This window comes from Agreia sp. PsM10, from assembly GCF_030433855.1.
Lineage (GTDB): Bacteria > Actinomycetota > Actinomycetes > Actinomycetales > Microbacteriaceae > Agreia.
Genome location: NZ_JARUXC010000003.1, coordinates 311,366 through 333,342, shown reverse-complemented (window position 1 = coordinate 333,342; position 21,977 = coordinate 311,366). Strand labels below are relative to the sequence as shown.

At 67.3% G+C, this 21,977-nt stretch carries 17 protein-coding genes; 6 read left to right on the top strand and 11 right to left on the bottom strand.

Annotation, left to right across the window (positions count from 1 at the left end; all coding sequences use genetic code 11):
- Positions 1–124 precede the first annotated feature (124 nt).
- A complete protein-coding gene (locus tag QCD70_RS05640) occupies positions 125–2,944 on the top strand; it encodes an aconitate hydratase (RefSeq protein ID WP_301214160.1) in 2,820 nt (939 codons plus the stop codon).
- 136 nt (positions 2,945–3,080) lie between these two features.
- The gene (dxs, locus tag QCD70_RS05635; RefSeq protein ID WP_301214159.1) at positions 3,081–5,018 is read left to right on the top strand and encodes a 1-deoxy-D-xylulose-5-phosphate synthase; all 1,938 of its coding nucleotides are present in this window, start codon (positions 3,081–3,083) and stop codon (positions 5,016–5,018) included.
- Here the strand turns inward: dxs and QCD70_RS05630 are convergent.
- The 5 genes from QCD70_RS05630 to QCD70_RS05610 all read right to left on the bottom strand — a co-directional run bounded on the left by QCD70_RS05630 (position 5,015) and on the right by QCD70_RS05610 (position 10,895).
- A complete protein-coding gene (locus tag QCD70_RS05630) occupies positions 5,015–5,560 on the bottom strand; it encodes a dihydrofolate reductase family protein (protein ID WP_301214158.1) in 546 nt (181 codons plus the stop codon). The genes dxs and QCD70_RS05630 overlap by 4 nt on opposite strands.
- 37 nt (positions 5,561–5,597) lie before the next feature.
- Positions 5,598–7,742, bottom strand: a complete 2,145-nt coding sequence (locus QCD70_RS05625; RefSeq protein WP_301214157.1) for a 3-hydroxyacyl-CoA dehydrogenase NAD-binding domain-containing protein — start codon at positions 7,740–7,742, stop codon at positions 5,598–5,600.
- Positions 7,739–8,950 carry a thiolase family protein gene (locus QCD70_RS05620; protein WP_301214156.1) on the bottom strand — a complete coding sequence of 404 codons (1,212 nt, stop codon included), beginning with the start codon at positions 8,948–8,950 and terminating at the stop codon, positions 7,739–7,741. The genes QCD70_RS05625 and QCD70_RS05620 overlap by 4 nt, the downstream gene beginning before the upstream one ends.
- A 75-nt stretch (positions 8,951–9,025) precedes the next feature.
- Positions 9,026–10,324, bottom strand: a complete 1,299-nt coding sequence (locus tag QCD70_RS05615; protein ID WP_441004915.1) for an HRDC domain-containing protein — start codon at positions 10,322–10,324, stop codon at positions 9,026–9,028.
- A complete protein-coding gene (locus QCD70_RS05610; protein ID WP_301214155.1) occupies positions 10,299–10,895 on the bottom strand; it encodes a DUF3000 domain-containing protein in 597 nt (198 codons plus the stop codon). The genes QCD70_RS05615 and QCD70_RS05610 overlap by 26 nt, the downstream gene beginning before the upstream one ends.
- Positions 10,896–11,007: 112 nt before the next feature.
- On the opposite strand from QCD70_RS05610, the gene QCD70_RS05605 reads away from it, so the two are divergent.
- A complete protein-coding gene (locus QCD70_RS05605; protein ID WP_301214154.1) occupies positions 11,008–12,183 on the top strand; it encodes an alpha/beta hydrolase family protein in 1,176 nt (391 codons plus the stop codon).
- Between the two features lie 16 nt (positions 12,184–12,199).
- Here QCD70_RS05605 and QCD70_RS05600 read toward each other — a convergent pair whose 3' ends face one another.
- Together QCD70_RS05600 and QCD70_RS05595 are read right to left on the bottom strand one after the other, a co-directional pair.
- Positions 12,200–12,637, bottom strand: coding sequence for a SufE family protein (locus QCD70_RS05600; protein ID WP_301214153.1), 438 nt, complete (start codon positions 12,635–12,637; stop codon positions 12,200–12,202).
- Between the two features lie 32 nt (positions 12,638–12,669).
- Positions 12,670–13,569: a sulfurtransferase gene (locus QCD70_RS05595; RefSeq protein ID WP_301214152.1), complete on the bottom strand. Its 900-nt coding sequence runs from the start codon at positions 13,567–13,569 to the stop codon at positions 12,670–12,672.
- Between the two features lie 162 nt (positions 13,570–13,731).
- Here QCD70_RS05595 and zapE point away from each other — a divergent pair, with 162 nt between their 5' ends.
- Positions 13,732–14,772, top strand: a complete 1,041-nt coding sequence (zapE, locus tag QCD70_RS05590; protein ID WP_301214151.1) for a cell division protein ZapE — start codon at positions 13,732–13,734, stop codon at positions 14,770–14,772.
- Between the two features lie 245 nt (positions 14,773–15,017).
- On the top strand, positions 15,018–16,286 hold the full coding sequence (locus QCD70_RS05585) for an ammonium transporter (protein WP_055930720.1): 1,269 nt from the start codon (positions 15,018–15,020) through the stop codon (positions 16,284–16,286).
- Positions 16,287–16,370: 84 nt separating this feature from the next.
- Here the strand turns inward: QCD70_RS05585 and QCD70_RS05580 are convergent, their stop codons facing one another.
- Entirely contained in the window at positions 16,371–16,916 is a 546-nt protein-coding gene (locus QCD70_RS05580; RefSeq protein ID WP_301214150.1) for a Dps family protein, read from the bottom strand.
- Between the two features lie 79 nt (positions 16,917–16,995).
- On the bottom strand, positions 16,996–18,774 hold the full coding sequence (locus QCD70_RS05575) for a glycoside hydrolase family 15 protein (RefSeq protein WP_301214149.1): 1,779 nt from the start codon (positions 18,772–18,774) through the stop codon (positions 16,996–16,998).
- Positions 18,775–18,839: 65 nt separating this feature from the next.
- Between QCD70_RS05575 and QCD70_RS05570 the strand changes: the two genes are divergently transcribed.
- Positions 18,840–19,421, top strand: coding sequence for a type II toxin-antitoxin system PemK/MazF family toxin (locus QCD70_RS05570; protein ID WP_301214148.1), 582 nt, complete (start codon positions 18,840–18,842; stop codon positions 19,419–19,421).
- A gap of 6 nt (positions 19,422–19,427) precedes the next feature.
- Here QCD70_RS05570 and QCD70_RS05565 read toward each other — a convergent pair whose 3' ends face one another.
- Positions 19,428–20,864 carry an MFS transporter gene (locus QCD70_RS05565; protein ID WP_301214147.1) on the bottom strand — a complete coding sequence of 479 codons (1,437 nt, stop codon included), beginning with the start codon at positions 20,862–20,864 and terminating at the stop codon, positions 19,428–19,430.
- On the bottom strand, positions 20,861–21,898 hold the full coding sequence (locus tag QCD70_RS05560; RefSeq protein WP_301214146.1) for an LLM class flavin-dependent oxidoreductase: 1,038 nt from the start codon (positions 21,896–21,898) through the stop codon (positions 20,861–20,863). Before QCD70_RS05560 ends, QCD70_RS05565 begins: the two co-directional genes overlap by 4 nt.
- Between the last annotated feature and the right edge of the window lie 79 nt (positions 21,899–21,977).

Genomic DNA, 21,977 nt, shown 5'->3' with positions numbered 1-21,977 from the left:
GTCAAGATACATTACGGACTCTCCACGGAGCCCGACCCCGCCGATGCGGTTAGGTTAGCCTTGCTAGCCCTCACACCTTCTCCGGGGCAAAGATTGACTTCAGGACTGCGAAGGAGAAGGCGACGTGTCGAAAGTCAACAGCTTTGGATCGAAAGATCAACTGAAGGTCGGGGATGACTCGTACGAGGTCTACCGCATCGACAAGGTTCCGGGATACGAGAAGCTCCCGTTCAGCCTGAAGGTTCTTCTCGAGAACCTCCTCCGCACCGAGGATGGCGGCAACATCACGGCGGAGCACATCAACGCCCTGGGCAACTGGGTTCCCACGTCGGAGCCCGACACGGAGATCCAGTTCACGCCCGCCCGCGTCGTGATGCAGGACTTCACCGGGGTTCCCTGCATCGTCGACCTCGCCACCATGCGCGAGGCGGTCGGCAGTCTGGGCGGCGACCCGACGAAGATCAATCCTCTCGCCCCGGCCGAGATGGTCATCGACCACTCGGTGATCGCCGATCTGTTCGGCTCCGACGACGCACTGGAGCGCAACGTCGACCTCGAGTACGAGCGCAACGGTGAGCGCTACCAGTTCCTGCGCTGGGGCCAGACGGCCTTCGACGACTTCAAGGTCGTGCCGCCCGGAACGGGCATCGTGCACCAGGTCAACATCGAATACCTGGCACGTGTCACGATGACGCGCGAGGTCGAGGGAGTCCTGCGCGCCTACCCCGACACCTGCGTCGGCACCGACTCCCACACCACGATGGTCAACGGACTCGGAGTGCTCGGCTGGGGCGTGGGCGGCATCGAGGCCGAGGCCGCGATGCTCGGCCAGCCCGTGTCGATGCTCATCCCCAAGGTCGTCGGATTCAAGCTCTCGGGCGCGATTCCCATGGGCGTGACCGCGACCGACGTCGTGCTCACCATCACGCAGATGCTGCGCAAGCACGGAGTCGTCGGCAAGTTCGTGGAGTTCTACGGCGCCGGAGTCGCCGAGGTTCCCCTCGCCAACAGGGCGACGATCGGCAACATGAGTCCGGAGTTCGGTTCCACGGCGGCCATGTTCCCCATCGATGACGTGACCCTCGACTACCTGCGGCTCACGGGCCGCAGCGAGGAGCAGGTCAAACTCGTCGAGGCCTACTCCAAGCTCCAGACGCTCTGGCACGACCCGAGTGTCGAGCCGGTCTTCAGTGAATACCTCGAACTCGACCTCGCCACCGTGGTGCCCTCCATCGCCGGCCCCAAGCGCCCGCAGGACCGAATCGAGCTCAGCGAGTCGAAGAGCCAGTTCGAGCACGACCTCAACGACTACGCCCGCGTCGAGCACGACATCGTCGACCTCGTCGGCACGGGTTCCTTCCCGGCCTCCGACCCGGGCGAACTGTCTCCTGAGGATGCGGAACCGGCGCACGCCCACAGCCACTCGCACGCCAGCCATGCGCCCAAGACGGCATCCAAGCCCACCTCGGTGTCGCTCGAAGACGGCACGAACTTCACCCTCGATCACGGAGCGGTCGCCATCGCGGCCATCACGTCGTGCACCAACACGTCGAACCCGTCGGTCATGCTCGCGGCCGGGCTCCTGGCGCGCAACGCCAGCCAGAAGGGCCTCAAGGCGAAGCCGTGGGTCAAGACCACGCTCGCTCCCGGGTCGAAGGTCGTCACCGACTACTACGCGAAGGCCGGCCTCACGAGCTACCTCGAGGACCTCGGGTTCTACACCGTCGGCTACGGCTGCACGACGTGCATCGGAAACTCCGGCCCCCTTCTCGACGAGATCTCTTCCGCGGTGCAGGACAACGACCTCGCGGTCACGGCGGTCCTCTCCGGCAACCGCAACTTCGAGGGACGCATCAACCCCGACGTCAAGATGAACTATCTGGCGTCACCGCCGCTGGTCATCGCGTACGCCCTCGCCGGGTCGATGAACTTCGACTTCGAGACGGATGCTCTCGGCACGGACACCGACGGCAACGACGTGTTCCTGAAGGACATCTGGCCCGACGCGGCCGAGGTGCAGTCGACCATCGATTCGTCGATCGACACCGACATGTTCCAGCACGAGTACGCCGGAGTCTTCGACGGCGACGAGCGCTGGCGCTCGCTCCCGACCCCTGAGGGTGCGACGTTCGAGTGGGACTCCGAGTCGACCTACGTGCGCAAGCCCCCGTACTTCGACGGCATGACCATGGAGACGACCCCGGTCGCCGACATCGTCGGCGCCCGCGTGCTGGCCAAGCTCGGCGACTCCGTGACCACCGACCACATCAGCCCCGCCGGTTCCATCAAGGGCGACAGCCCCGCAGGCCGCTACCTCGACGAGCACGGTGTGGGCCGTAAGGACTACAACTCCTACGGGTCGCGGCGTGGAAACCACGAGGTCATGATCCGCGGAACGTTCGCGAACATCCGCCTCAAGAACCAGCTGCTCGACGGAGTGGAGGGTGGCTACACCCGTGACTTCACGCAGCCCGACGGCCCGCAGTCGTTCATCTACGACGCCGCTCAGAACTACGCGGCTGCCTCGACGCCCCTCGTGATCTTCGGCGGCAAGGAGTACGGTTCCGGATCGTCGCGCGACTGGGCGGCGAAGGGCACGAGCCTCCTAGGAGTCAAGGCCGTCATCACAGAGAGCTTCGAGCGCATCCACCGATCGAACCTCATCGGCATGGGCGTCGTCCCGCTGCAGTTCCCCGCGGGCGAGTCCTGGGCGTCGCTCGGCCTCGACGGCACGGAGATCGTGAGCATCGCGGGTATCGAGCAGCTGAACGAGGGCGTCACGCCGCGCACCGTGCGGGTGACCGCAGCCCCCAGCGATCAGTCGCCCGAGGGAAAGCAGACGGTCGAATTCGACGCTGTCGTGCGCATCGACACCCCCGGCGAGGCGGACTACTACCGCAACGGCGGGATCCTGCAGTACGTTCTGCGCAGCCTCGTAGCCTGAGCAGAGGGAGCGCCCCCGACGGATGCCGCATAGCATCCCGGGGGCGCTCCGTCGTTCCCGAGGGCTGTCCGAACGATCCGTCATAGACTCGGATGAGGGGCCGACCGGTCCTGCACCGAATGGAAAGGCCATCTGCATGAGCCTGCTGGAGAACATCTCGGGTCCCCGGGACCTCGACGCTCTCACCCAGGAGCAACTCGTCGAGCTCGCGGCCGAGATCCGCCAGTTTCTGGTCGCCGAGGTGTCGAAGACCGGGGGACACCTCGGACCGAACCTCGGTGTTGTCGAGACGACCCTGGCCATCCATCGCGTGTTCGACTCGCCCCGCGACGCGATCGTCTTCGACACCGGGCACCAGTCCTACGTCCACAAGCTCCTCACGGGGCGCCAGGACTTCTCCCGTCTCCGCCAGCAGGGCGGGCTCGCCGGCTATCCGCAGCGCTCCGAGAGCGTGCACGACGTGGTCGAGAGTTCGCACGCGTCGAGTTCTCTCTCGTGGGCCGACGGAATCTCGCGCGCGTTCGAGATGACCGGGCAGAACGACCGGCACGTGATCGCGGTCGTCGGCGACGGAGCACTGACGGGCGGCATGACCTGGGAGGCGCTGAACAATATCAGCGACGACAACACGCGCAAGCTCGTCATCGTCGTGAACGACAACGGCCGCTCCTATGCGCCCACCATCGGCGGCATGGCGCGCTACCTGAACTCGGTACGCACCAACACCAAGTACCGCAACCTCCACCAGTCGTCGCGGCAGCTCTTCGACCGCTTCGGCGGTCCTGGCCGGGCCATCTACCGCGGAATCCGCGGCGGAACGCACGGCTTCCTCAGCCGATTCTCGAACAACGAGGCCCTGTACTCCAACCTCGACATCAAATACATCGGCCCGATCCACGGGCACGACCTCCAGGCGATGGAGGAGGCTCTTCTCCAGGCTAAGCGCTACGCGCAGCCGGTGATCGTGCACGCGATCACCGAGAAGGGTCGCGGCTACGAGCCCGCCCTGAGCGATGTCGCCGACCAGTTCCACGCCGTGGGGCAGATCGATCCCGAGACCGGTGAGTCGCTCGGAGGCCCGAGCGCGCCGTCGTGGACGGGTGTCTTCAGCGACGAGATCGTGGCCCTGGCCGAGAAGGACCCGACCATCGTCGGAATCACCGCGGCGATGCTGCGACCGACCGGCCTGCACAAGCTCGCCGAGAGATTCCCCTCGCGCGTCTTCGACGTCGGCATCGCCGAGCAGCACGCCGTCACCTCTGCCGCGGGCCTCGCCTTCGGCGGTCTCCATCCCGTGGTGGCCGTCTACGCGACGTTCATCAACCGGGCGTTCGACCAGGTGCTCATGGATGTCGCGCTGCACCGCGCCGGTGTGACTTTCGTCCTCGACAGGGCCGGGGTCACAGGCCCCGACGGTCCGAGCCACCACGGCATGTGGGATCTGGCCATCCTGCAGGTCGTGCCCAACATACGCCTGAGCGCTCCACGCGACGCGGCGCGGCTCCGCGAGGAGCTGGGCGAGGCCGTGGCCGTCTCCGACGGACCGACGGTCGTGCGATTCCCCAAGGGAAGCGTGGGCGACGAGATCGCCGCCGTGCGCCGACTCGACGACGGCGTCGACGTGCTGGTGGAGCACGAGCGCAAGGACGTGTTGATCGTGACCGTGGGACCGATGGCCACCACGGGCCTCGAGGTGGCCGAGCGACTGGCGGCACAGGGCATCGGCTCGACCGTGATCGACCCGCGCTGGGTGGTTCCGGTTCCGCGCAGCGTGCTCGACCTCGCCGCGGAGCACCGCATCGTGATCTCGATCGAGGACGGCATCCGCGTCGGTGGCGTCGGCACACGCATCCGGCAGGACCTGCGCGAGGCCGGCATCGACACCGCCGTGACCGAGCTGGGTCTGCCCGACGAGTTCCTCGACCACGCGGAGCGCGCGCAGATTCTGGAGCGCGTGGGTCTCACCCCCCAGCACATCGCGCGCGACGTCGTGGCGCAGGTGCTGGGCAGCAAGATTCCGATCGCCCGCCCGCTCGAGGGCGAGAACGAGGACGAGCGCCGGATCACCCGCTAGGTGTCGCGAGACCCCGTGACGGCATAGGTGAGCTCGACGGCTCCCTGCGGCAGCGGCACCGAAGAGACAAGCTCGAGTTCGAGCAGCTCCGTGACGGGCAGTACCCGAATGCCTGAGCCGAGCACGACCGGCATCATCGTGACGATGACCGTGCTCAGCAGGCCCGCCGAGGCGAACTGGGCGGCGACGTCTCCACCGCCCACGACCCAGACGGCACGGTCGCCCGACAGGGCGCCCAGCTCGGCTGCGACGGCCTCGATCTCACCGCTCAGGAACCGGATGTCTGCACCTGAGACGGCGATCGGAAGGTCGCGACGGGTGAGCACGACGGTGGGCACGGAATAGGGCCACTCGCTCATGCTCTCGGAGAGAAGGAACTCGTATGTTCGCGACCCCATCACGATCGCCCCGATGCCGGCCAGAAACCGCTGGTAGCCGTCGTCGAAATCTGCTGTGCCGAAGCGCAGGAGCCAGTCGATGCGGTTGTCGGAGTCGGCGATGAAACCGTCGAGGGAGCTCGCCACGTAGTACTGGATGGTCATGCCATCAGACTAGGACGAGCCCCCGACAGGGTTCGGGTCAGTCGGTACCGACAATGGGCGGGTGATGGAACGTGTCGCCGAAGACTCGCTCGCTCGCTCCGACGCGATCGAGGTACGGGGTCGCTCCGCCCATCTGGAACGGATAACCGGCCCCGAGGATGAGGCACAGGTCGATGTCCTCGGCCGCGTGCACGACCTCGTCGTCGAGCATGCGCTTGATCTCGTCGGCCAGTCCGTCTTCGACCCTGCGCAGGAGCTCGGCCTCCGTGAGGGCGGTTCCTCCCGGCCCTCCGTCTGCGACGATCTTGACGGCGGTCTTGTCGAAGCCCTTGATCGCGCCCTTCGCGTCTCGATCGAAGATCTTGCCGTGCTCTGCGAGCTTGTGCAGGTTGGGGCTCTCGAAGAACCGATCGGGGAAGGCCGAGTGGTGGGTGTCGAGCACGTGCGCCCCCACCTTCAGTCCCACGAGCTCGAGCAGCTCGAACGGGGTCATGGGCAGCCCGAACGGCTTGAGGGCGTCGTCGACGACCTGGAACGGGGTTCCGGTGTCGACGGCATGCATCGCCTCGCCGAGCAGCTTCGCCAAAATGCGGTTCACGACGAATCCGGGGGTGTCCCTCGTGATGACGGCGTTCTTGCGCAGCTTGGCGGCCGTGACCATGGCCGTGCTGAGCGTGGCCTCATCGGTCGACGGCGTGTTGACGACCTCGATGAGCGGCATCACGGCGACGGGGTTGAAGAAATGGAAGCCGACGAGGCGCTCGGGGTGGGCCAGCTTCGCACCGATCTGCTCGACCGACAGCGACGAGGTGTTGGTAGCGAGCACCGCGGTGTCCGATACGTACTTCTCGACGTCGGCGAACACGTCCTGCTTGACGCCGAGCTCTTCGAAGACCGCCTCGATCACCCAGTCGGCATCAGCGAAGTCGGCCTTGTCGGTGGTGCCCGAGACCAGGGCGCTGAGCCGGTTGGCCTCGTCCGACCCGATTCGACCCTTGTCTTTGAGCGCGGTGATCTCGTCGCGGATGTAGGACAGGCCCTTGTCGACCCTGGCCTGATCGAGGTCGGTGATCACGACGGGAACGCGCAGCCGACGAACGAACAGCAAGGCGAACTGGCTGGCCATGAGCCCGGCGCCGATGACGCCGACCTTGGTCACGGGCTTGGCCAGAGCCTTGTCGGGCGCGCCGGCAGGCCGCTTGGCCCGCTTCTGCACCAGGTTGAAGGCATAGATGCTCGCTCGGAACTGGTCGCCGGAGATGAGGTCGGCAAGCGCGTCGTCCTCGCGCGCGAACCCATCTTCTGCCGACCCGGACTTCGCCGCCTTCAGCAGGTCGAGTGCGGCGTAGGGGGAGGCCGCGACCGAGCCGATCTTGGACTCGAGCATCTTGCGCGCGATCGAGATGGCCGCGTCCCATTTGACGAGGCGCTCGAGCTTGCCCGGCGCGTTCGGACGCTTGACCGTGATGCGGCCCGCGAGAACCTCGTCGGCCCACACGAGCGACTGCTCGAGATACGACGCAGGTCCGAAGATGGCGTCGGCGATGCCGAGGTCGAACGCCTGCTGGCCCTTGAGCGTGCGGTTGTTCTTCAGCGGATTCTCGACGACGACCTTGAGCGCGTTCTCGATGCCGATGAGGTTCGGGAGCAGGTAGGCGCCGCCCCAACCGGGAATGATGCCCAGGAAGACCTCGGGGAGGGCGAGGGCGGGGATCGACGAGTCGATGGTGCGGTAGTCGGCGGCGAGGGCCACCTCGACCCCGCCTCCCAGCGCCAGTCCGTTGATGAACGCGAACGTCGGAACGCCGATCGTGGCCATCTTTCCGAAAGTGAAGTGCCCGAGCTGGGCCATCTGCTTCGCAAGTTCACGACTCGGGATGTCACTGACCTTCGAGAGGTCGGCACCCGCCGCGAGGATGTACGGCTTGCCCGTGACGGCGACGGCCTGGATCTCGCCGGCCGCAGCCCTCACGGCCAGGGCGTCGAGGGCGGCACCGTACTCGAGGAGCGAGTTGGGCCCGAGAGTCGACGGACGCGTGTGGTCGCGATCGTTGTCGAGCGTGATCAGGGCGAGCACCTTGCCGCTCGGCAGAGGAATGTCCCGCACATAGGAGTGGGTAACGACCTCGTCGGCGGAGAGCTCGGCCAGGCCGGAGAAATCGATTGTCGAGTAGTCGGTCATCGCTGTGCCGCCTTCGCCTTCTTGTTGTAGTGCGGGTTCTCCCAGATGACGGTTCCGCCCTGTCCGAGCCCGATGCACATGGCCGTGAGGCCGTAGCGCACCTCGGGGTGCTCCTCGAACTGGCGCGCGAGCTGGTTCATCAGCCGAACGCCCGAGGAGGCGAGCGGGTGGCCGATCGCGATGGCACCCCCGTATTCGTTGACCCGGGGGTCGTCATCGTCGATGCCGAAGTGGTCGAGGAAGGAGAGCACCTGCACCGCGAACGCCTCGTTCAGTTCGAAGAGTCCGATGTCGGTGATGCTCAGACCGGCCTTGCGAAGCGCCTTCTCGGTCGACGGCACGGGTCCGATCCCCATGATCTCGGGCTCGACGCCGGCGAAGGCGAAGCTCACGAGTCTCATCTTGGTCGTGAGGCCCAATTCCTTGGCCGTCGCGCCGCTCGCGAGGAGGCAGGCTGTCGCTCCGTCGTTGAGTCCCGACGAGTTTCCCGCTGTCACGCGCCCGTGCGGCCGGAACGGCGTGCGCAGGCCGGCGAGACCCTCCATGGTCGTCTCGGGGCGTGGTGCCTCATCGCGGGTGGCGAGGCCCCAGCCAGCGGCGCTGCGCGTGGCGACGGGAATGAGATCCGGCTGGATCTTGCCGGCCTCGTATGCGGCCGCGACCTTCTGCTGGCTGCGAAGCGCGTAGCGGTCGGAACGCTCCTTGGTGAGAGAGGGGAAGCGGTCGTGGATGCGCTCAGCCGTCGAGCCCATGTTGAGCGCCTCCTCGGAGACCAGCTTCTCCGCGAGGAATCGCGGGTTGGGGTCCGCGTTGAATCCCATCGGGTGCCGTCCCATGTGCTCGACGCCGCCGGCGATGGCGAGGTCGTAGGCGCCGAAACCGATTCCGCTGCCCAGCGTCGTGACGCTCGTCATCGCACCGGCGCACATGCGGTCGATCGCGAATCCGGGAACCGACTGGGGGAGTCCGGCGAGGAGGGCGGCAGTGCGCCCGAGCGTGAGCCCCTGATCGCCCTGCTGAGTCGTAGCCGCGATGGCCACCTCGTCGATGCGGTCCTTGGGCACGGCAGGATTTCTCTCGAGCAGGCCGATGATGGCCTTCACGACCAGATCATCGGCACGGGTCTGCCAGTACATGCCCTTTTCGCCCGCACGCCCGAACGGCGTCCGCACTCCATCCACAAATACGACTTCGGCTATTTCGGCCACTTTGCCTCCTTCTCGTTGAGAACCGAGACGATCCTAGGCCGGGGCTTTTGAGCCGCCGAAATCCTTTGACTCTTCCTACGACGAGGCTTCGGACTCGTTCTCCGGCTTTTGGTGGGCATCCACAAAGGCTTGAGCGATCGGCTGTGCAGTTAGTTCAAGCTGCCAAGGACGTGCGCCCAGCTCGGACAGCGAGGCGGCGACGCCCTCCGCCGCCATCGGCTCGGGCGGTGTCCAGGCGATCCGACGCAGGATCTCGGGGGTCAGAAGGTTCTCGACGGGGATGTTGACGAACTCCGACAACGCGGCCAGGGCGGCCCGAGCAGCTTTGAGGCGGGCGTCGGCCTCGGGGTTGCGGTCGGCCCAGCTTCGGGGCGGCGGCAGGGTGTCCTCGCTTCGACGGTTCACCGGAAGATCGGTGGCCGCCTTGCCCTCCTCGAGGGCAGCCCACCAACGGTCGATCTCCGTGCGGCTCGCCCGGCCCGAGAACTCCTTCAGGGCCGCGAGCTCGCGCTTGGACTCGGGAAGCACCCGCGCTGCCGCGACGAGGCTGGAGTCGGGCACGAGCCGGCCGGGTGACACGTCGATCTCCCGCGCGAGCGCGTCCCTGGCCATCCAGAGCGCTCGAGCCACAGCCACGTTGCGGGGATTGCGGAGGGAATGCACGCCGGTGAGTCTGCGCCACGGTTCGGCCGCGACAGGTTTGGGCTCCTTCGCCCTGGTGGCCTCGAACTCCTGCGCGGCGATCACGGCCTTCGAGTTCTCGATCAGGAGCTCGGCGAGCTTGTCGCGCAGATCGGGCAGCAGCTCCACATCGAGCGCAGCGTACTCGAGCCAGGACTCCGGAAGCGGGCGGCGGGACCAGTCGGCTGCCGAGTGCTCTTTCTTGAGGTGGATGCCGAGGAACTCCTCGACGACGCTGCCGAGTCCGACCCGGGGGATGCCCAGCAGTCGCGCAGCGAGTTCGGTGTCGAAGATGACCCGCGGGTCGAGTCCGACCTCCCGAAGGCAGGCAAGGTCCTGACTGGCGGCGTGGAGGATCCACTCCTCACGGGAGATCGCGTCGTTCAACTCCGAGAAGGAGCCGATCGCCGGGGGATCGAAGAGGAAGCTTCCGGCACCTCGCCGGTACAGCTGGATGAGGTACGCGCGCTGCGAGAACTTGAACCCGGATGCCCGCTCCGCGTCGACCGCGATCGGCCCGTATCCCGCCGCGATCTTCTCGACGGCATCGAGGTAGGCCTCGCGCGTGTCGATGACCGTGAGAGCCAGTGTGCGCGGCGTCGGCTCGGCCGGCGCGGCAGTGGTCTCGACGTCGGAGGCGGACTCGCCGTCTTCAGTCAGATTGTCGTCAGTCACGCCCGAAGCGCCTCGCATTCAATTGGGTGACTCCGTCGACCGCCGGGGGAAGACCGGCGAGCATGCAGAGCAGTTCCCCCCAGCCTTCCACATGGGCCGTCACGTCGAAATCGTGCGGGGTCCAGGATGCGCGGAGCTCGATCTGCGCACCGTCACCCTGCGACTTCAATTCGCCGAATCCGCTCGAGATGATCTTGGTGGCGGTGCCGGATGCCGCGGAGTACCGTGCGCCTCGCGTGTCGAGCGCGTCGACCAGCCACGACCAGGTCACGTCGGCCAGGAACGGGTCGAGTCCGATGTCGGTCTCGAGGGGGGCCTGCGCGAAGCAGACCACCCGGAAGGCTCCGCCCCAGGCCTCGGGTTCGTCGGGATCGTGGAGAAGGATGAACCGGCCCGTCCCGAGCTCGGAGTCGGAACCGTGCCGCTCCGGGTTGACGTCGGCCGCGAGGGCGAGCGAGTACGGGGCGAGGTTGGCCGGCGAGGGAATCTCGTTCACGACGAGTTCCGGGCGGGTCACAGCTGCACGAACCGCTGCCACGGCAGCTGCGAAGGCTGCGGGGAGTTCGGGCGTGGTTGGAGTGTCGGACACGTCTGCAGACTAGAGTTTCCCGCATGCTGCGCGCCGCAGGCACGCCGACGAGGCCCGTTGCGGGTGCCGTCCGGTCGAATTCCGCAGCGGTCGACACGGAAGACGAGAACGCATGACCGCACCACACCAGCACCGACCTGTTCCGGCCTGGGCCGTCGTGGCCATCGCGGCGGGGGCCCTTGCCGCGGCCGCCGCGGCCGCGGGCGCCGTGCTCACGACACTCGTCTCCCGATCGGTCGTCGTGCCGCCGCGGCACCCTGCGGAGGACGCACGGATAGAGTCGGTCGACGTCGAGGCCGGAACCATCACGTTCGAGGCCACCGCGGACACCCTGCTGCCCGGCCGCTACAGCATGTGGTTCGACCGCAACGGCGGCCACGCGCGTATCGGCGAGATCATCTCCGTGTCGGATGGCCTGGTCACCCGATCGCTGCTCGAGGTCGACTACGGCGACATCGAGGCGGCGACGACGGGGCGCATCAGCGGCTGGTATCACCTCCACCCGCGCGAGTTCCCGTTCCCCTACCGCGATGTCTCCATAGCAACGCCGCTCGGCGACGCACCGGCCTGGCTCATTCCCGCCGCCGACCCCGATTCCACCCGCTGGGTCATCCAGGTGCACGGCCGCGCGGTGCGGCGCGGCGAGACGCTCCGCGCGAGCAGGGTGTTCCACGAGAGCGGCTACACCTCGCTGCTCGTCTCGTACCGCAACGACGGGGATGCGCCGCGCAGCCCCGACGGACGGTTCCGGCTGGGCGATACGGAATGGGAGGACGTCGACGCGGCCCTCTCCTATGCCGTGAACGCCGGCGCGACGAGTGTTGTCCTCATGGGCTGGTCGATGGGAGGCGCCACCGTTCTGCAGGTCGCCACCCGCTCATCCATGCGCCACGTGATCGACGGCATCGTGCTCGATTCGCCCGTGATCGACTGGCACGAGACGCTCCGCTACCGCAGCACGCAGCTGCACATCCCTCGGCCCGTGCAGAACGCCGCCCTGGCCGCGCTGACGCACGAGTGGGGCAACGTCGCGACCGGGCTGCAGACATCCGTCGATCTCGACCGGCTCGACTTCGTGGCGCGCAACGGTGATCTGGAGACCCGCACCCTGCTTCTGCACAGCGACGACGACGGCTACGTGTCGAGTTCGTCGAGCAGGCGGCTGGCCGAGCTCCGACCCGACATCGTGACGTTCGTTCCGTTCTCGATCGCCCGGCACGTGAAGCTCTGGAACTACGACCCGGAGCGCTGGACCGAATCGATCAGGACCTGGCTCGAGCGGCTCTGATTCACGCCGCTCCGAATCAGGCCGTGCGTTCGCGCACCTGCCGTTTGATACGCGCGAGCATGGCGGTCATTCCGCGGATGCGCAGGGGCGAGACGGCGGCCGTGAGACCGAGCATGCTCGGATAGTCGTCTGCGAGCTCGAGCACCTGCGAAGCGGAGAGCCCCTCGATGCCCTGCACGAGGATCGACGCGAAGCCTCTGGTCGTGGGCGCCTCCGGGGGAGCGGTCGCGAACAGGTGAACCGAACCCTCTCCATCCACCTCCACGACGATGAAGATGGGCGACTGGCACTCCTCCACCCGTTCGAAGAGATCGGGGTGGTCGCGATACCGCTCGGGCAACTCGGGCAATTCGTTCGAGAACTCGAGCAGCAGCTGCAGCCGCTCCTTGACCTCGAGTCCGAGGAAGTCGTCGCGGATCTCAGCAAGGGAGTCGGGAAGTTCTGTCGCATCCATGTCAGTGAAATTATGACCCACGAGGGCGGGTCCTAGCGCGCCGGCGCCTCTCCCGGTTCCGCGCCCGTGGTGATGGGAACCCGCACGGCGCTTCCCCACTCTGTCCACGAACCGTCGTAGTTGCGCACGCCCTCGAACCCCAGGAGGTGGGTGAGCACGAACCAGGTGTGGCTCGACCGCTCGCCGATGCGGCAGTAGGCGATGATGGCATCGCCGTCGGCGAGGCCTGCGCCCTGCCGGTAGATCTCGTTCAGCTCCTCGACCTCGCGGAAGCGGCCGTCGGCGGCGGCGGCGCGTGCCCAGGGCACGTTCTGCGCGGTGGGGATGTGCCCGGCCCGCAGCGCACCCTCCTCGGGGTAGGCGGGAGCGGTGGTGCGCTCTCCGGAGAACTCCTCGGGCGAGCGCACATCGATCAGCGGGCTGCCGAAATGGTCGAGGACGTCGTCTTTGAAGGCACGGATGGCCGCGTCGTCGCGGTCGACGACAGGGTAGGAGGCGGGCGCGACCTCGGTCTCGTCTGTCGTGACGGCCCTGCCCTCGGCGATCCAGGCATCCCGGCCGCCGTCGAGCAGGCGGACGTCGGTGTGACCGAACAGGGTGAACACCCAGAGCGCGTAGGCGGCCCACCAGTTGTTCTTGTCGCCGTAGACGACCACGGTGCTGTCTCGCGAGATCCCCTTCGACGATGCCAGAGCGGCGAACTGCTCACCCGAGATGTAGTCCCGCACGACCGGATCGTTGAGATCGGTGTGCCAGTCGACCTTGACGGCGGTCGGAATGTGGCCGGTCTCGTAGAGGAGCACGTCCTCGTCGGACTCCACGACCACGAGGCCCGGTTCGCCGAGGTGCTGCTGCAGCCAGTCGGTGCTCACGAGACGCTCCGGATGCGCGAAAGCGGCGAAGCGGGGCGACGGATCGGCGGCGACGGCCATGGGGGTTCCTCCTGGGAGTGCACGCGGACGGCAGGGCCGTCCGACAGGGTGTTCGCGGTTTAGTCTGGAGAGACGTGTCTCCCTCTCGAATCTATGCCGTTCCGGTGGTCGTTCTCCCGGAAATGTCTTCGTTCGACACAAACTCACCGGAAGAGCTCTCCCATGGCGTCATCGCTCCCGACCACACTCGTTCGACTCGTCGATCGCGCGCCGAGCCTGTCGGGAGCCGAGATGGCGGCGGTCCTGGTGCCGCCGCGCCAGTTCGACGGGGCCTCGTTCGATTCCTACCGGCCCGACCCCGAATACCCCTCCCAGACGGAGGCGCTCGAGATCGTGCGCACCTTCTCGGCATCGTGGGCCCCGGTCGGCCGCACCGGAGGCTTCTTCTCCCGGCAGAAGAGGGCGGCGCCGGGGCCGACCGGGATCTACCTCGATGGCGGCTTCGGCGTGGGCAAGACCCACCTGCTCGCGGCACTCTGGCACGCGGCTCCGGCGCCCAAATACTTCGGCACCTTCATCGAGTACACGGCGATCGTGGGAGCGATGGGGTACGCCGCGGCGCTGAAACTGTTCACCGGGGCCAAGCTGATCGCCATCGACGAGTTCGAGCTCGACGATCCGGGCGACACGATGATGATGACGCGCCTGCTCGGCGAGCTGAGCGCATCCGGCACCCGTCTGGCGGCGACGAGCAATACGCCGCCCAACGCGCTGGGGGAGGGCCGCTTCGCCGCCGCCGACTTCCTACGCGAGATCCAGTCGCTGTCCGATCGGTTCGATACCGTGAGGATCGACGGGCTCGACTACCGCCGCCGGGACATCGAGGGTCATGCCCGGGTGATCGGGGAGGCGGAGATCGACGACGCCGTCTCCGCCGTCATCGAGAAGAGCTCGCCCGGGTCGGTCTCGCGCGACGACTTCAGCGAGCTCGTCTCGCACCTCGGCACCATCCACCCGTCGAAGTTCGTGAAGCTTCTCGACGGCATCGAGGCCATCGTGCTCGACCGCGTGGTGCCGCTGCACAGTCAGACCGACGCGCTGCGCTTCGTCGCGTTCATCGACCGTGTCTACGATGCGCAGGTTCCCATCCTGGCCACGGGCAGCCCGCTCGACGAGGTGTTCGCCGGCGACATGATGTCGGGCGGGTATCGCAAGAAGTACCTTCGCTCGGTGTCGCGACTCATCGCATCCACCCAGGCCTGAGCCGGCGGGGCGAGTTCGCAGGCATCTCTGCGCTCTTCGCCAGTCACGCGAAACACAGTTGTTACATTTCAGCCACGAGCGTTACGCCCCGGAAACATTCAGGCGCATGTTTTGAAACTTCTTCACACGATAGTTGGGCATACCCGAGTGAGGCGCGCGCGCTGGTTTCCTCCTAACAGCACCCCCGTTCGTCATCATCTCTCGGTGCACTTTTGCAACAACTAAGAGAGGTAAATTCAATGGAGCTGGACCAGGGCAATACCGCCTTTTTGCTCATAGCAGCGGCCCTCGTACTTCTGATGACGCCAGGACTTGCGTTCTTCTACGGAGGACTCGTCAAGGCCAAGAGCGTGATCAGCATGATGATGCTGAGCTTCGGAGCCATGGGGCTCATCGGCGTTCTCTGGGTGCTGTACGGATACGCCATCGCCTTCTCGAACGGGGGCGTCGGAAACTACGTCGGCATCGACGGCTTCATCGGAATCGACCTCGACCAGCTCGGTCTGAACGGAGTCTTCGCGACGGCGAGCGACGGTGACGCCGCGTTCCCGGCCATCGCCTTCGCCGCGTTCCAGGCCACCTTCGCGATCATCACGGTCGCCCTCATCTCCGGCGCCATCGCCGATCGTGCCAAGTTCGGCGCCTGGATGATCTTCGCCGGTGTCTGGGCCACGGTCGTCTACTTCCCCGTCGCCAGCTGGGTGTTCAACTTCACCCTCGGCGACGAGGGTGTGGTCGACGGCGGTTTCATCGCATACAACCTCGGCGTGATCGACTTCGCCGGCGGTACCGCGGTGCACATCAACGCCGGTGCTGCGGCCCTGGCCCTGGCGCTCGTCCTCGGCAAGCGCGTGAACTTCGCCAAGGGAATCCACAAGCCGCACAACCCTCCCTTCGTGCTCCTCGGCGCCGGCCTCCTGTGGTTCGGCTGGTTCGGCTTCAACGCCGGTAGCGAGCTCGCTGCCGACGGCATCGCCGCCATCGCCTTCCTCAACACGATCGCCGCTCCCGCCGCCGCCATCCTCGGCTGGCTCGTCGTCGAGAAGATCAAGGACGGCAAGCCCACCTCCGTCGGTGCAGCTTCCGGTGCCGTCGCCGGTCTGGTCGCGATCACCCCGGCCTGTGCAGCGCTGTCGCCCTTCTGGGCCATCGTTCTCGGTATCGTCGCCGGTGCCGTCTGTGCACTCGCCATCGACCTGAAGTTCAAGCTCGGCTTCGACGACTCGCTCGACGTCGTGGGCATCCACCTCGTCGGTGGTGTCATCGGTACCCTCTACATCGGCCTCCTGGGCGAGGGTGTCGGCCTGTTCTTCGGTGCCGGCCCGGCCCAGCTCGGTGTACAGGCCCTCTCGGCCCTCATCGTGATGGTCTACTCCTTCGTGCTCTCCTACGTCATCGCCCTCATCATCGAGAAGACGATGGGCTTCCGGGTCAAGAACGAAGACGAGATCGCCGGTATCGACACGGTGGTTCACGGCGAAGAGGGCTACATCCTCCTCGAAGAGACCCGCTGACCTCTCCGCATCACAGACACAGCCAAGAACGGCGTGTCACTCCCTCAGGGAGTGGCACGCCGTTCTTCGTTGTACGGAGAAGGCCTAGGACTTCTTCGTTGCCGTGCGGTTCTCGGCAGAGACCATCCAGGCGTACTGCTCGAGCTTCTCGATGATGCCGTGCAGGATGTCGGCGCTCGTGGGGTCGGCTTCGTCGACCTCGTCGTGCACGTCGCGCATGGTTCCCACCACGGCTTCGATGCGCACAGTGATCAGATCGACGGTCTCGGCCGTGTCGACCTCACCGTTCGGGTACTCGGGCAGCGTGGTCGTCGCAGCGACGGTGTCGCTGCGCCCGTCTGGCACCGCGTGCAGGGCCCGGAGGCGCTCGGCGACCGTGTCGCTGAACTCCCGGGCGGCGTCGATGATCTCGTCGAGCTGCAGGTGGAGGTCACGGAAGTTCTTGCCCACGACGTTCCAGTGCGCCTGCTTGCCCTGGAGGTGAAGCTCGATCAGGTCGACCAGGACCTTCTGCAGGCTGTCGGTCAGCGACTTCGAGGCCTTGAAGCCACGCTCCGCGTTCTGGCGTCGGGTGCTCTTGGCTCCCGCGTCGCTGGGGGCTTCGGTCGGACGTTCGATTGTGGTTGTCATGGTCTCCACGATAGGCACCGCCGCCGACAGTCGTCAGCGGGTTGCATCACCATCGAAGTCGTGCTGGGATACGTCTCCGTCAGTCGAGCCCGGAGAGCTCCTCGATCGTGATCGCAGCGTTCACCAGGGCGAGATGGCTCAGAGCCTGAGGCAGGTTGCCGAGGAACGACATGTCGTCCGGGTCGATCATCTCGGAGAAGATTCCGACGTCGTTCGACAGCGCGATCATGGCGTCCATCTGGGCGACCGACTCCTTCGTACGACCCACGCACGCGAGGGCGGAGGCCAGCCAGAACGAGCAGGCCACGAACGCGCCCTCCTCCGCCTCGGCACCCGAGTAGCGATAGAGGAGGGGCCCGCGGCCCAGCTCATGCCGCAGCGCGTCGATGGTGCTCGACATCCGGTCGCCGCGATCGAAGCCGCTGGGCCCGTGCAGCAGCACCGACGCGTCGAGCTCATCCGATCCGGGGTAGGCGACGTAGCTCTGCAGCTCGTCCGACCAGCAGTTCGCCTCGATCCACTCCCTGGTGTGCCCGCGCTCGGCGATCCACCGGGCCGAGTCGCCCGGGATCTGGCCCTTCTCGCACAGCTCGACCGCGGCATCCAGAGCCTGCCAGCAGCCCATCTTCGACGAGGTGTAGTGCTGCTCGTCCTCGAGCTCCCACATGCCCGCGTCGCGTTGCCGCCACGCGTCGCAGGCGCGATCCGCGACCGATGCGAGTAGCCGGCCCGTCTCTGCATCCAGGACGTTGCCGGCCGAGACGTACAGCCTCATGACGTCGAACAGGTCGCCGTAGACGCCCAGCTGCAACTGGCCACTCGCCGGGTTGCCCGTCACGACGGGGCCTGCGCCGTTCCATCCGGGGGCGTCGTGCTTCGTCACGCCCGACGGCAGTGATCCGTCGAGCCGGTAGAAGATATGCAGCTCGGGGCCGTTCTGCCTGATGGTGGTGAGCAGCCACGCGACGGCGGCGTGGGTCTCCTCGCGCAGCCCGAAGCGGATGAGCGCGTGCAGCGTGTAGGCGACGTCTCGCACCCAGGCGAAGCGGTAGTCCCAGTTCTTACCGCCGCGCGGGTTCTCGGGCAGGGATGTCGTGCCCGCGGCCGCGATGGCGCCCGTCGGACTGTAGATGAGCAGCTTCAGGGCCAGGGCGCTCCTGTGCACGTCGAGAGACCACGGGCCGTCGTAGCTGAACTCCCGAGACCAGAACTGCCAGTTCTCGATCGTGCGGTCGATGCCGCGGTCGACGTTGGCCGCATCCGGCAGGTGCAACGGTTCGTTCGCCGTGCCCACGACGGTGATCACATGACGGGAGCCCTTCTCCGTGGTGAACGAGCCGGCGAACGCCGCGTCGCCGCCGCCGCGCGGGCCGTGGCTGACGCCGCGCACCGCGATTGTCACCCCGTCGACCCGGATGACGGGGCCGTGGGTCGTGGCCTGCTTCCAGGGCGAAGCCGTCGACAGGCAGGTTCCCGGGGCCACCCTCCAGCGGAACCGCACACTGCCCGACGTGCCGTCGACGCGCCGGGCGATCTCCGTCCATGGCAGTCTGCCGGCGATGCCCGTCACGAGCGCGTCGGTGAGGACCGCGACGCCCGACGCCGTGGTGAACGTGGTCTCGAGCACGTTGGTGCCGTCGATGTAGCGCCTCGACACGGTGTAGTCCTCGGCCGGAGCCAGCTCGATGGCTCCGCCGTCCTGCGCGTCGAGCAGGCGGGCGAAGACGGGTGTCGTGTCCATTCCCGGCATGGGCATCCAGTCGACGCCGCCGTCTTCGGCGATCACAGCGATCGTCCGGCCGTCTCCGATGACACCGTAGGAGCGAAGGGGGACAGTGCCGTCGGTACGAATCGTCATTCGATCTGTCTACCAGCGACGCCGCCCGGCGCCCCGGGGCTTGACGACGCTGTACGCTCGGCGACATGAGACTCGTGGGAGTGACGGCAGTCGTGCGCAGCATCCTGGCCGTGTTCGGCTCGGGCGCGACGACCAGGTCGCGGCCGACCGTCGACCGACGCCCGGCCGCCCGAGGCCCCGCTGGTTCGAGCGGCCGCCGCGCATCCGATGTCGCCTCGGCGACGTCGCCGGGACGCACCGGACCCGAGGCCACGATCGAGGTGCCGGCGGCAGCGCTCGCACGAACCCGGGTCGAGTTCGATCCGCGGGTCGATGCGGAGCCCGACCCGGGCGAGGTCATCTGGACCTGGGTGCCCTACGAGGAGAACGACGGGCGGGGCAAGGACCGGCCCGTGCTCATCGTCGCCCGGGACACACCGCAATCCGTCCTCGCGCTGCAGCTCACGAGCAAACCCCACGACGACGACTCGCGGCACTTCGTCTTCGTCGGCGCCGGCCCCTGGGATTCGCAGGGGCGACCGAGCTGGGCGAGGCTCGATCGTGTCTTCCGCGTGTTCGAATCGGGCATGCGCCGGGAGGCATCCTCTGTGAACGCCACCCAGTTCGCCGCGGTCTCGACGGCCCTGAAGGGCCGCCGTTCGTCGTAGGCGGAACTAGGCCGGCGCGTCGATGTGCTCCACGTCTTCGACCCGGGCCGGCGGCATCACGAGCGCGGCCACGATGGTGAGCGCGACGCACACGAGCACGGCGAGGAAGACTGCGCCCGACGCGTTCGTCAGAACGGCGGGATCGTCCTCACCGCGCGCACTCGCGGCGAAGATGCCGTTCGCGATCGCGCCGAAGACGGCCACGCCCACGGCGCTGCCGATCGAGCGGGAGAACAGGTTCGTACCGGTCACGACGCCGCGCTCGTTCCACGGCACGCTTGACTGCGCAGCGATCAGACTCGGGGTGGCGACGAGGCCCAGCCCGAGGCCGACGAGGAAGCAGCTGGCGGCGATGAGCACGACCTGCGGATCGGTGTAGCTCAGGAGCAGCGACACCGCGCCCAGCACGGCGAAGCCCATGCCGATGAGGACCGTCGTGCGGAAGCCGAGGCGCAGATAGAGCCTGCCGGAGAGCGAGGCGGAGATCGGCCAGCCGATCGTGAGGGCCGCCAGGGCCAGACCCGCGAGAAGGGGGGACGCGCCGGTCACCCCCTCGAGGAAGGTCGGCACGTACGACGTGAGCCCGATGAGGATCGACCCGACGCCGAGCGAGATCAGGGTCGTCGTGATGAGGAGCCTCCGGGAGAAGACCCAGAGGGGGAGTATCGGTTCGGCCGCGCGCCGCTCCACGAGCACGAACGCCGTGAGCAGCGCACCGCCCGCGCCGAAGGCCGCGATGCTCGGAACGGAGTTCCACGCCCAGGCCTGGCCGCCCTCGAGGACGGCGAGGATCACCAGGCTGAGCCCGGCCGTCAGCAGCGCCGCACCGGCGATGTCGAGCCGATGCTCGCGCGGCGTGATCTTCTCGTGGAACCGGGTCACGAGCATCCACCCGGCGACCAGGCACAGCGGCACGTTGACGAAGAAGATCCACCTCCACGACACGAACTCGGAGAACACCCCGCCGAGGGTCGGCCCCGCGACGGAGCTGATGGCCCACACGCTCGCCAGGTAGCCCTGCACCTTGGCGCGTTCGGCCACCGAGTAGATGTCGCCCGCGATGGTGACGGCCATGGGCTGCACGGCGCCGGCCCCCAGGCCCTGCACCGCTCTGAATGCGATCAGGGCGGGCAGGCTCCAGGCGAAGCCGCAGAGGACGGAGCCCAGCAGGAAGAGACCGACGCCGATCAGGATGATCGGTTTGCGTCCCACGGTGTCGGCCAGCTTCGCGTAGAGCGGCACCGACACCGCCTGCGCGAGCAGGTAGATGGAGAACAGCCAAGGGAACTGTGCGAAGCCGCCCAGGTCGTCGACGATGGACGGCACGGCGGTGGCCAGGATCGTCGAGTCGATCGCCACGAGCCCGGTCGTCACCATGAGGGCGATGAGCACGGGGCCGCGCTTGGAGCGGAAGCCGACCCCGCTCGTGTCGACCGCCGTCATTCGGCGAGCAGTTCGCGAACGCGGGGGATGACCGCCGTTCCGTAGAGCTCGATGCACGTCATGAGTCGCTCGTGCGACAGGGGGCCGGCGCTGTACTTGAGGTCGAAGCGGCTCGCGTCGATCGCGCGCACAGTGGAGGCGATCTTCTGCGCGACGGTCTCCGGCGATCCCACGTACAGCGATCCGTGCGGGCCCGCCTCCCGGTCGAACTCCGACCGCGCCATGGGCGGCCATCCGCGGTCGGCACCGATGCGGTCGCGCATCTTCTTGTACTCGGGCCAGAACTCCTGGCGAGCCTGCTCGTCGGTGGCGGCGACGTAGCCGGGGGAGTGCACGCCGATGGGAAGCTCCGGGCTCTCGAGCTGGGCGAGCGCGCGGCGGTACAGGTCGGCGTAGGGCGCGAACCGCACGGGATCCCCGCCGATGATCGCGAGCATCAGGGGGAGTCCGTACCTCGCGGCCCGAACGACGGATTCGGGGCTTCCACCGACTCCGATCCACGTCTTCAGCTTTCCGGACTCGGTGGTCGGGAACACGCGCTGGTCGACGAGCGCGGGCCGAGTGCTTCCCTGCCAGGTCACGGGCTTCTCTGTCAGCAGGCGCGTGAAGATGTCGAGCTTCTCTTCGAAGAGTTCCTCGTACTGGCTGAGCTCGTAGCCGAAGAGGGGAAAGGACTCGGTGAACGAGCCGCGACCGAGGATGACCTCGGCCCGGCCATCGGATGCGGCGTCGAGGGTCGCGAAGCGCTGGAACACCCGCACGGGGTCGTCCGAACTCAGAACGGTGACCGCAGAACCGAGCCGGATGCGCGACGTCTGTCCCGCGATGGCCGCAAGCGCGACATCCGGTGCCGAGATGGCGAAATCGTCGCGGTGGTGCTCGCCCAGGCCGATGAAGTCCACGCCGACCTGGTCGGCGAGCACTCCCTCCGCGATGACGTCGCGGATGACCTGCGCATAGGAGCGGGGCGTTCCGCCCGGGCCCGTCGTCACGTCTCCGAACGTGTCCAGTCCGAACTCGACCTGCTGTGACATGGCATCCCCTCACGTGGTGCAGCCGGCGTCGTCACCTCGCTGCCGAACAGAGAAAGCCCCGAACAATCTTGCGATTGAT

Coding starts and splice junctions, on each gene's coding strand:
- dxs (WP_301214159.1), top strand. CDS start 3,081: ATGAGCCTGCTGGAGAACATCTCGGGTCCCCGGGACCTCGACGCTCTC.
- QCD70_RS05630 (WP_301214158.1), bottom strand. CDS start 5,560: ATGACCATCCAGTACTACGTGGCGAGCTCCCTCGACGGTTTCATCGCC.
- QCD70_RS05625 (WP_301214157.1), bottom strand. CDS start 7,742: ATGACCGACTACTCGACAATCGATTTCTCCGGCCTGGCCGAGCTCTCC.
- QCD70_RS05615 (WP_441004915.1), bottom strand. CDS start 10,324: ATGCGAGGCGCTTCGGGCGTGACTGACGACAATCTGACTGAAGACGGC.
- QCD70_RS05605 (WP_301214154.1), top strand. CDS start 11,008: ATGACCGCACCACACCAGCACCGACCTGTTCCGGCCTGGGCCGTCGTG.
- QCD70_RS05600 (WP_301214153.1), bottom strand. CDS start 12,637: ATGGATGCGACAGAACTTCCCGACTCCCTTGCTGAGATCCGCGACGAC.
- QCD70_RS05595 (WP_301214152.1), bottom strand. CDS start 13,569: ATGGCCGTCGCCGCCGATCCGTCGCCCCGCTTCGCCGCTTTCGCGCAT.
- zapE (WP_301214151.1), top strand. CDS start 13,732: ATGGCGTCATCGCTCCCGACCACACTCGTTCGACTCGTCGATCGCGCG.
- QCD70_RS05580 (WP_301214150.1), bottom strand. CDS start 16,916: ATGACAACCACAATCGAACGTCCGACCGAAGCCCCCAGCGACGCGGGA.
- QCD70_RS05575 (WP_301214149.1), bottom strand. CDS start 18,774: ATGACGATTCGTACCGACGGCACTGTCCCCCTTCGCTCCTACGGTGTC.
- QCD70_RS05570 (WP_301214148.1), top strand. CDS start 18,840: ATGAGACTCGTGGGAGTGACGGCAGTCGTGCGCAGCATCCTGGCCGTG.
- QCD70_RS05565 (WP_301214147.1), bottom strand. CDS start 20,864: ATGACGGCGGTCGACACGAGCGGGGTCGGCTTCCGCTCCAAGCGCGGC.
- QCD70_RS05560 (WP_301214146.1), bottom strand. CDS start 21,898: ATGTCACAGCAGGTCGAGTTCGGACTGGACACGTTCGGAGACGTGACG.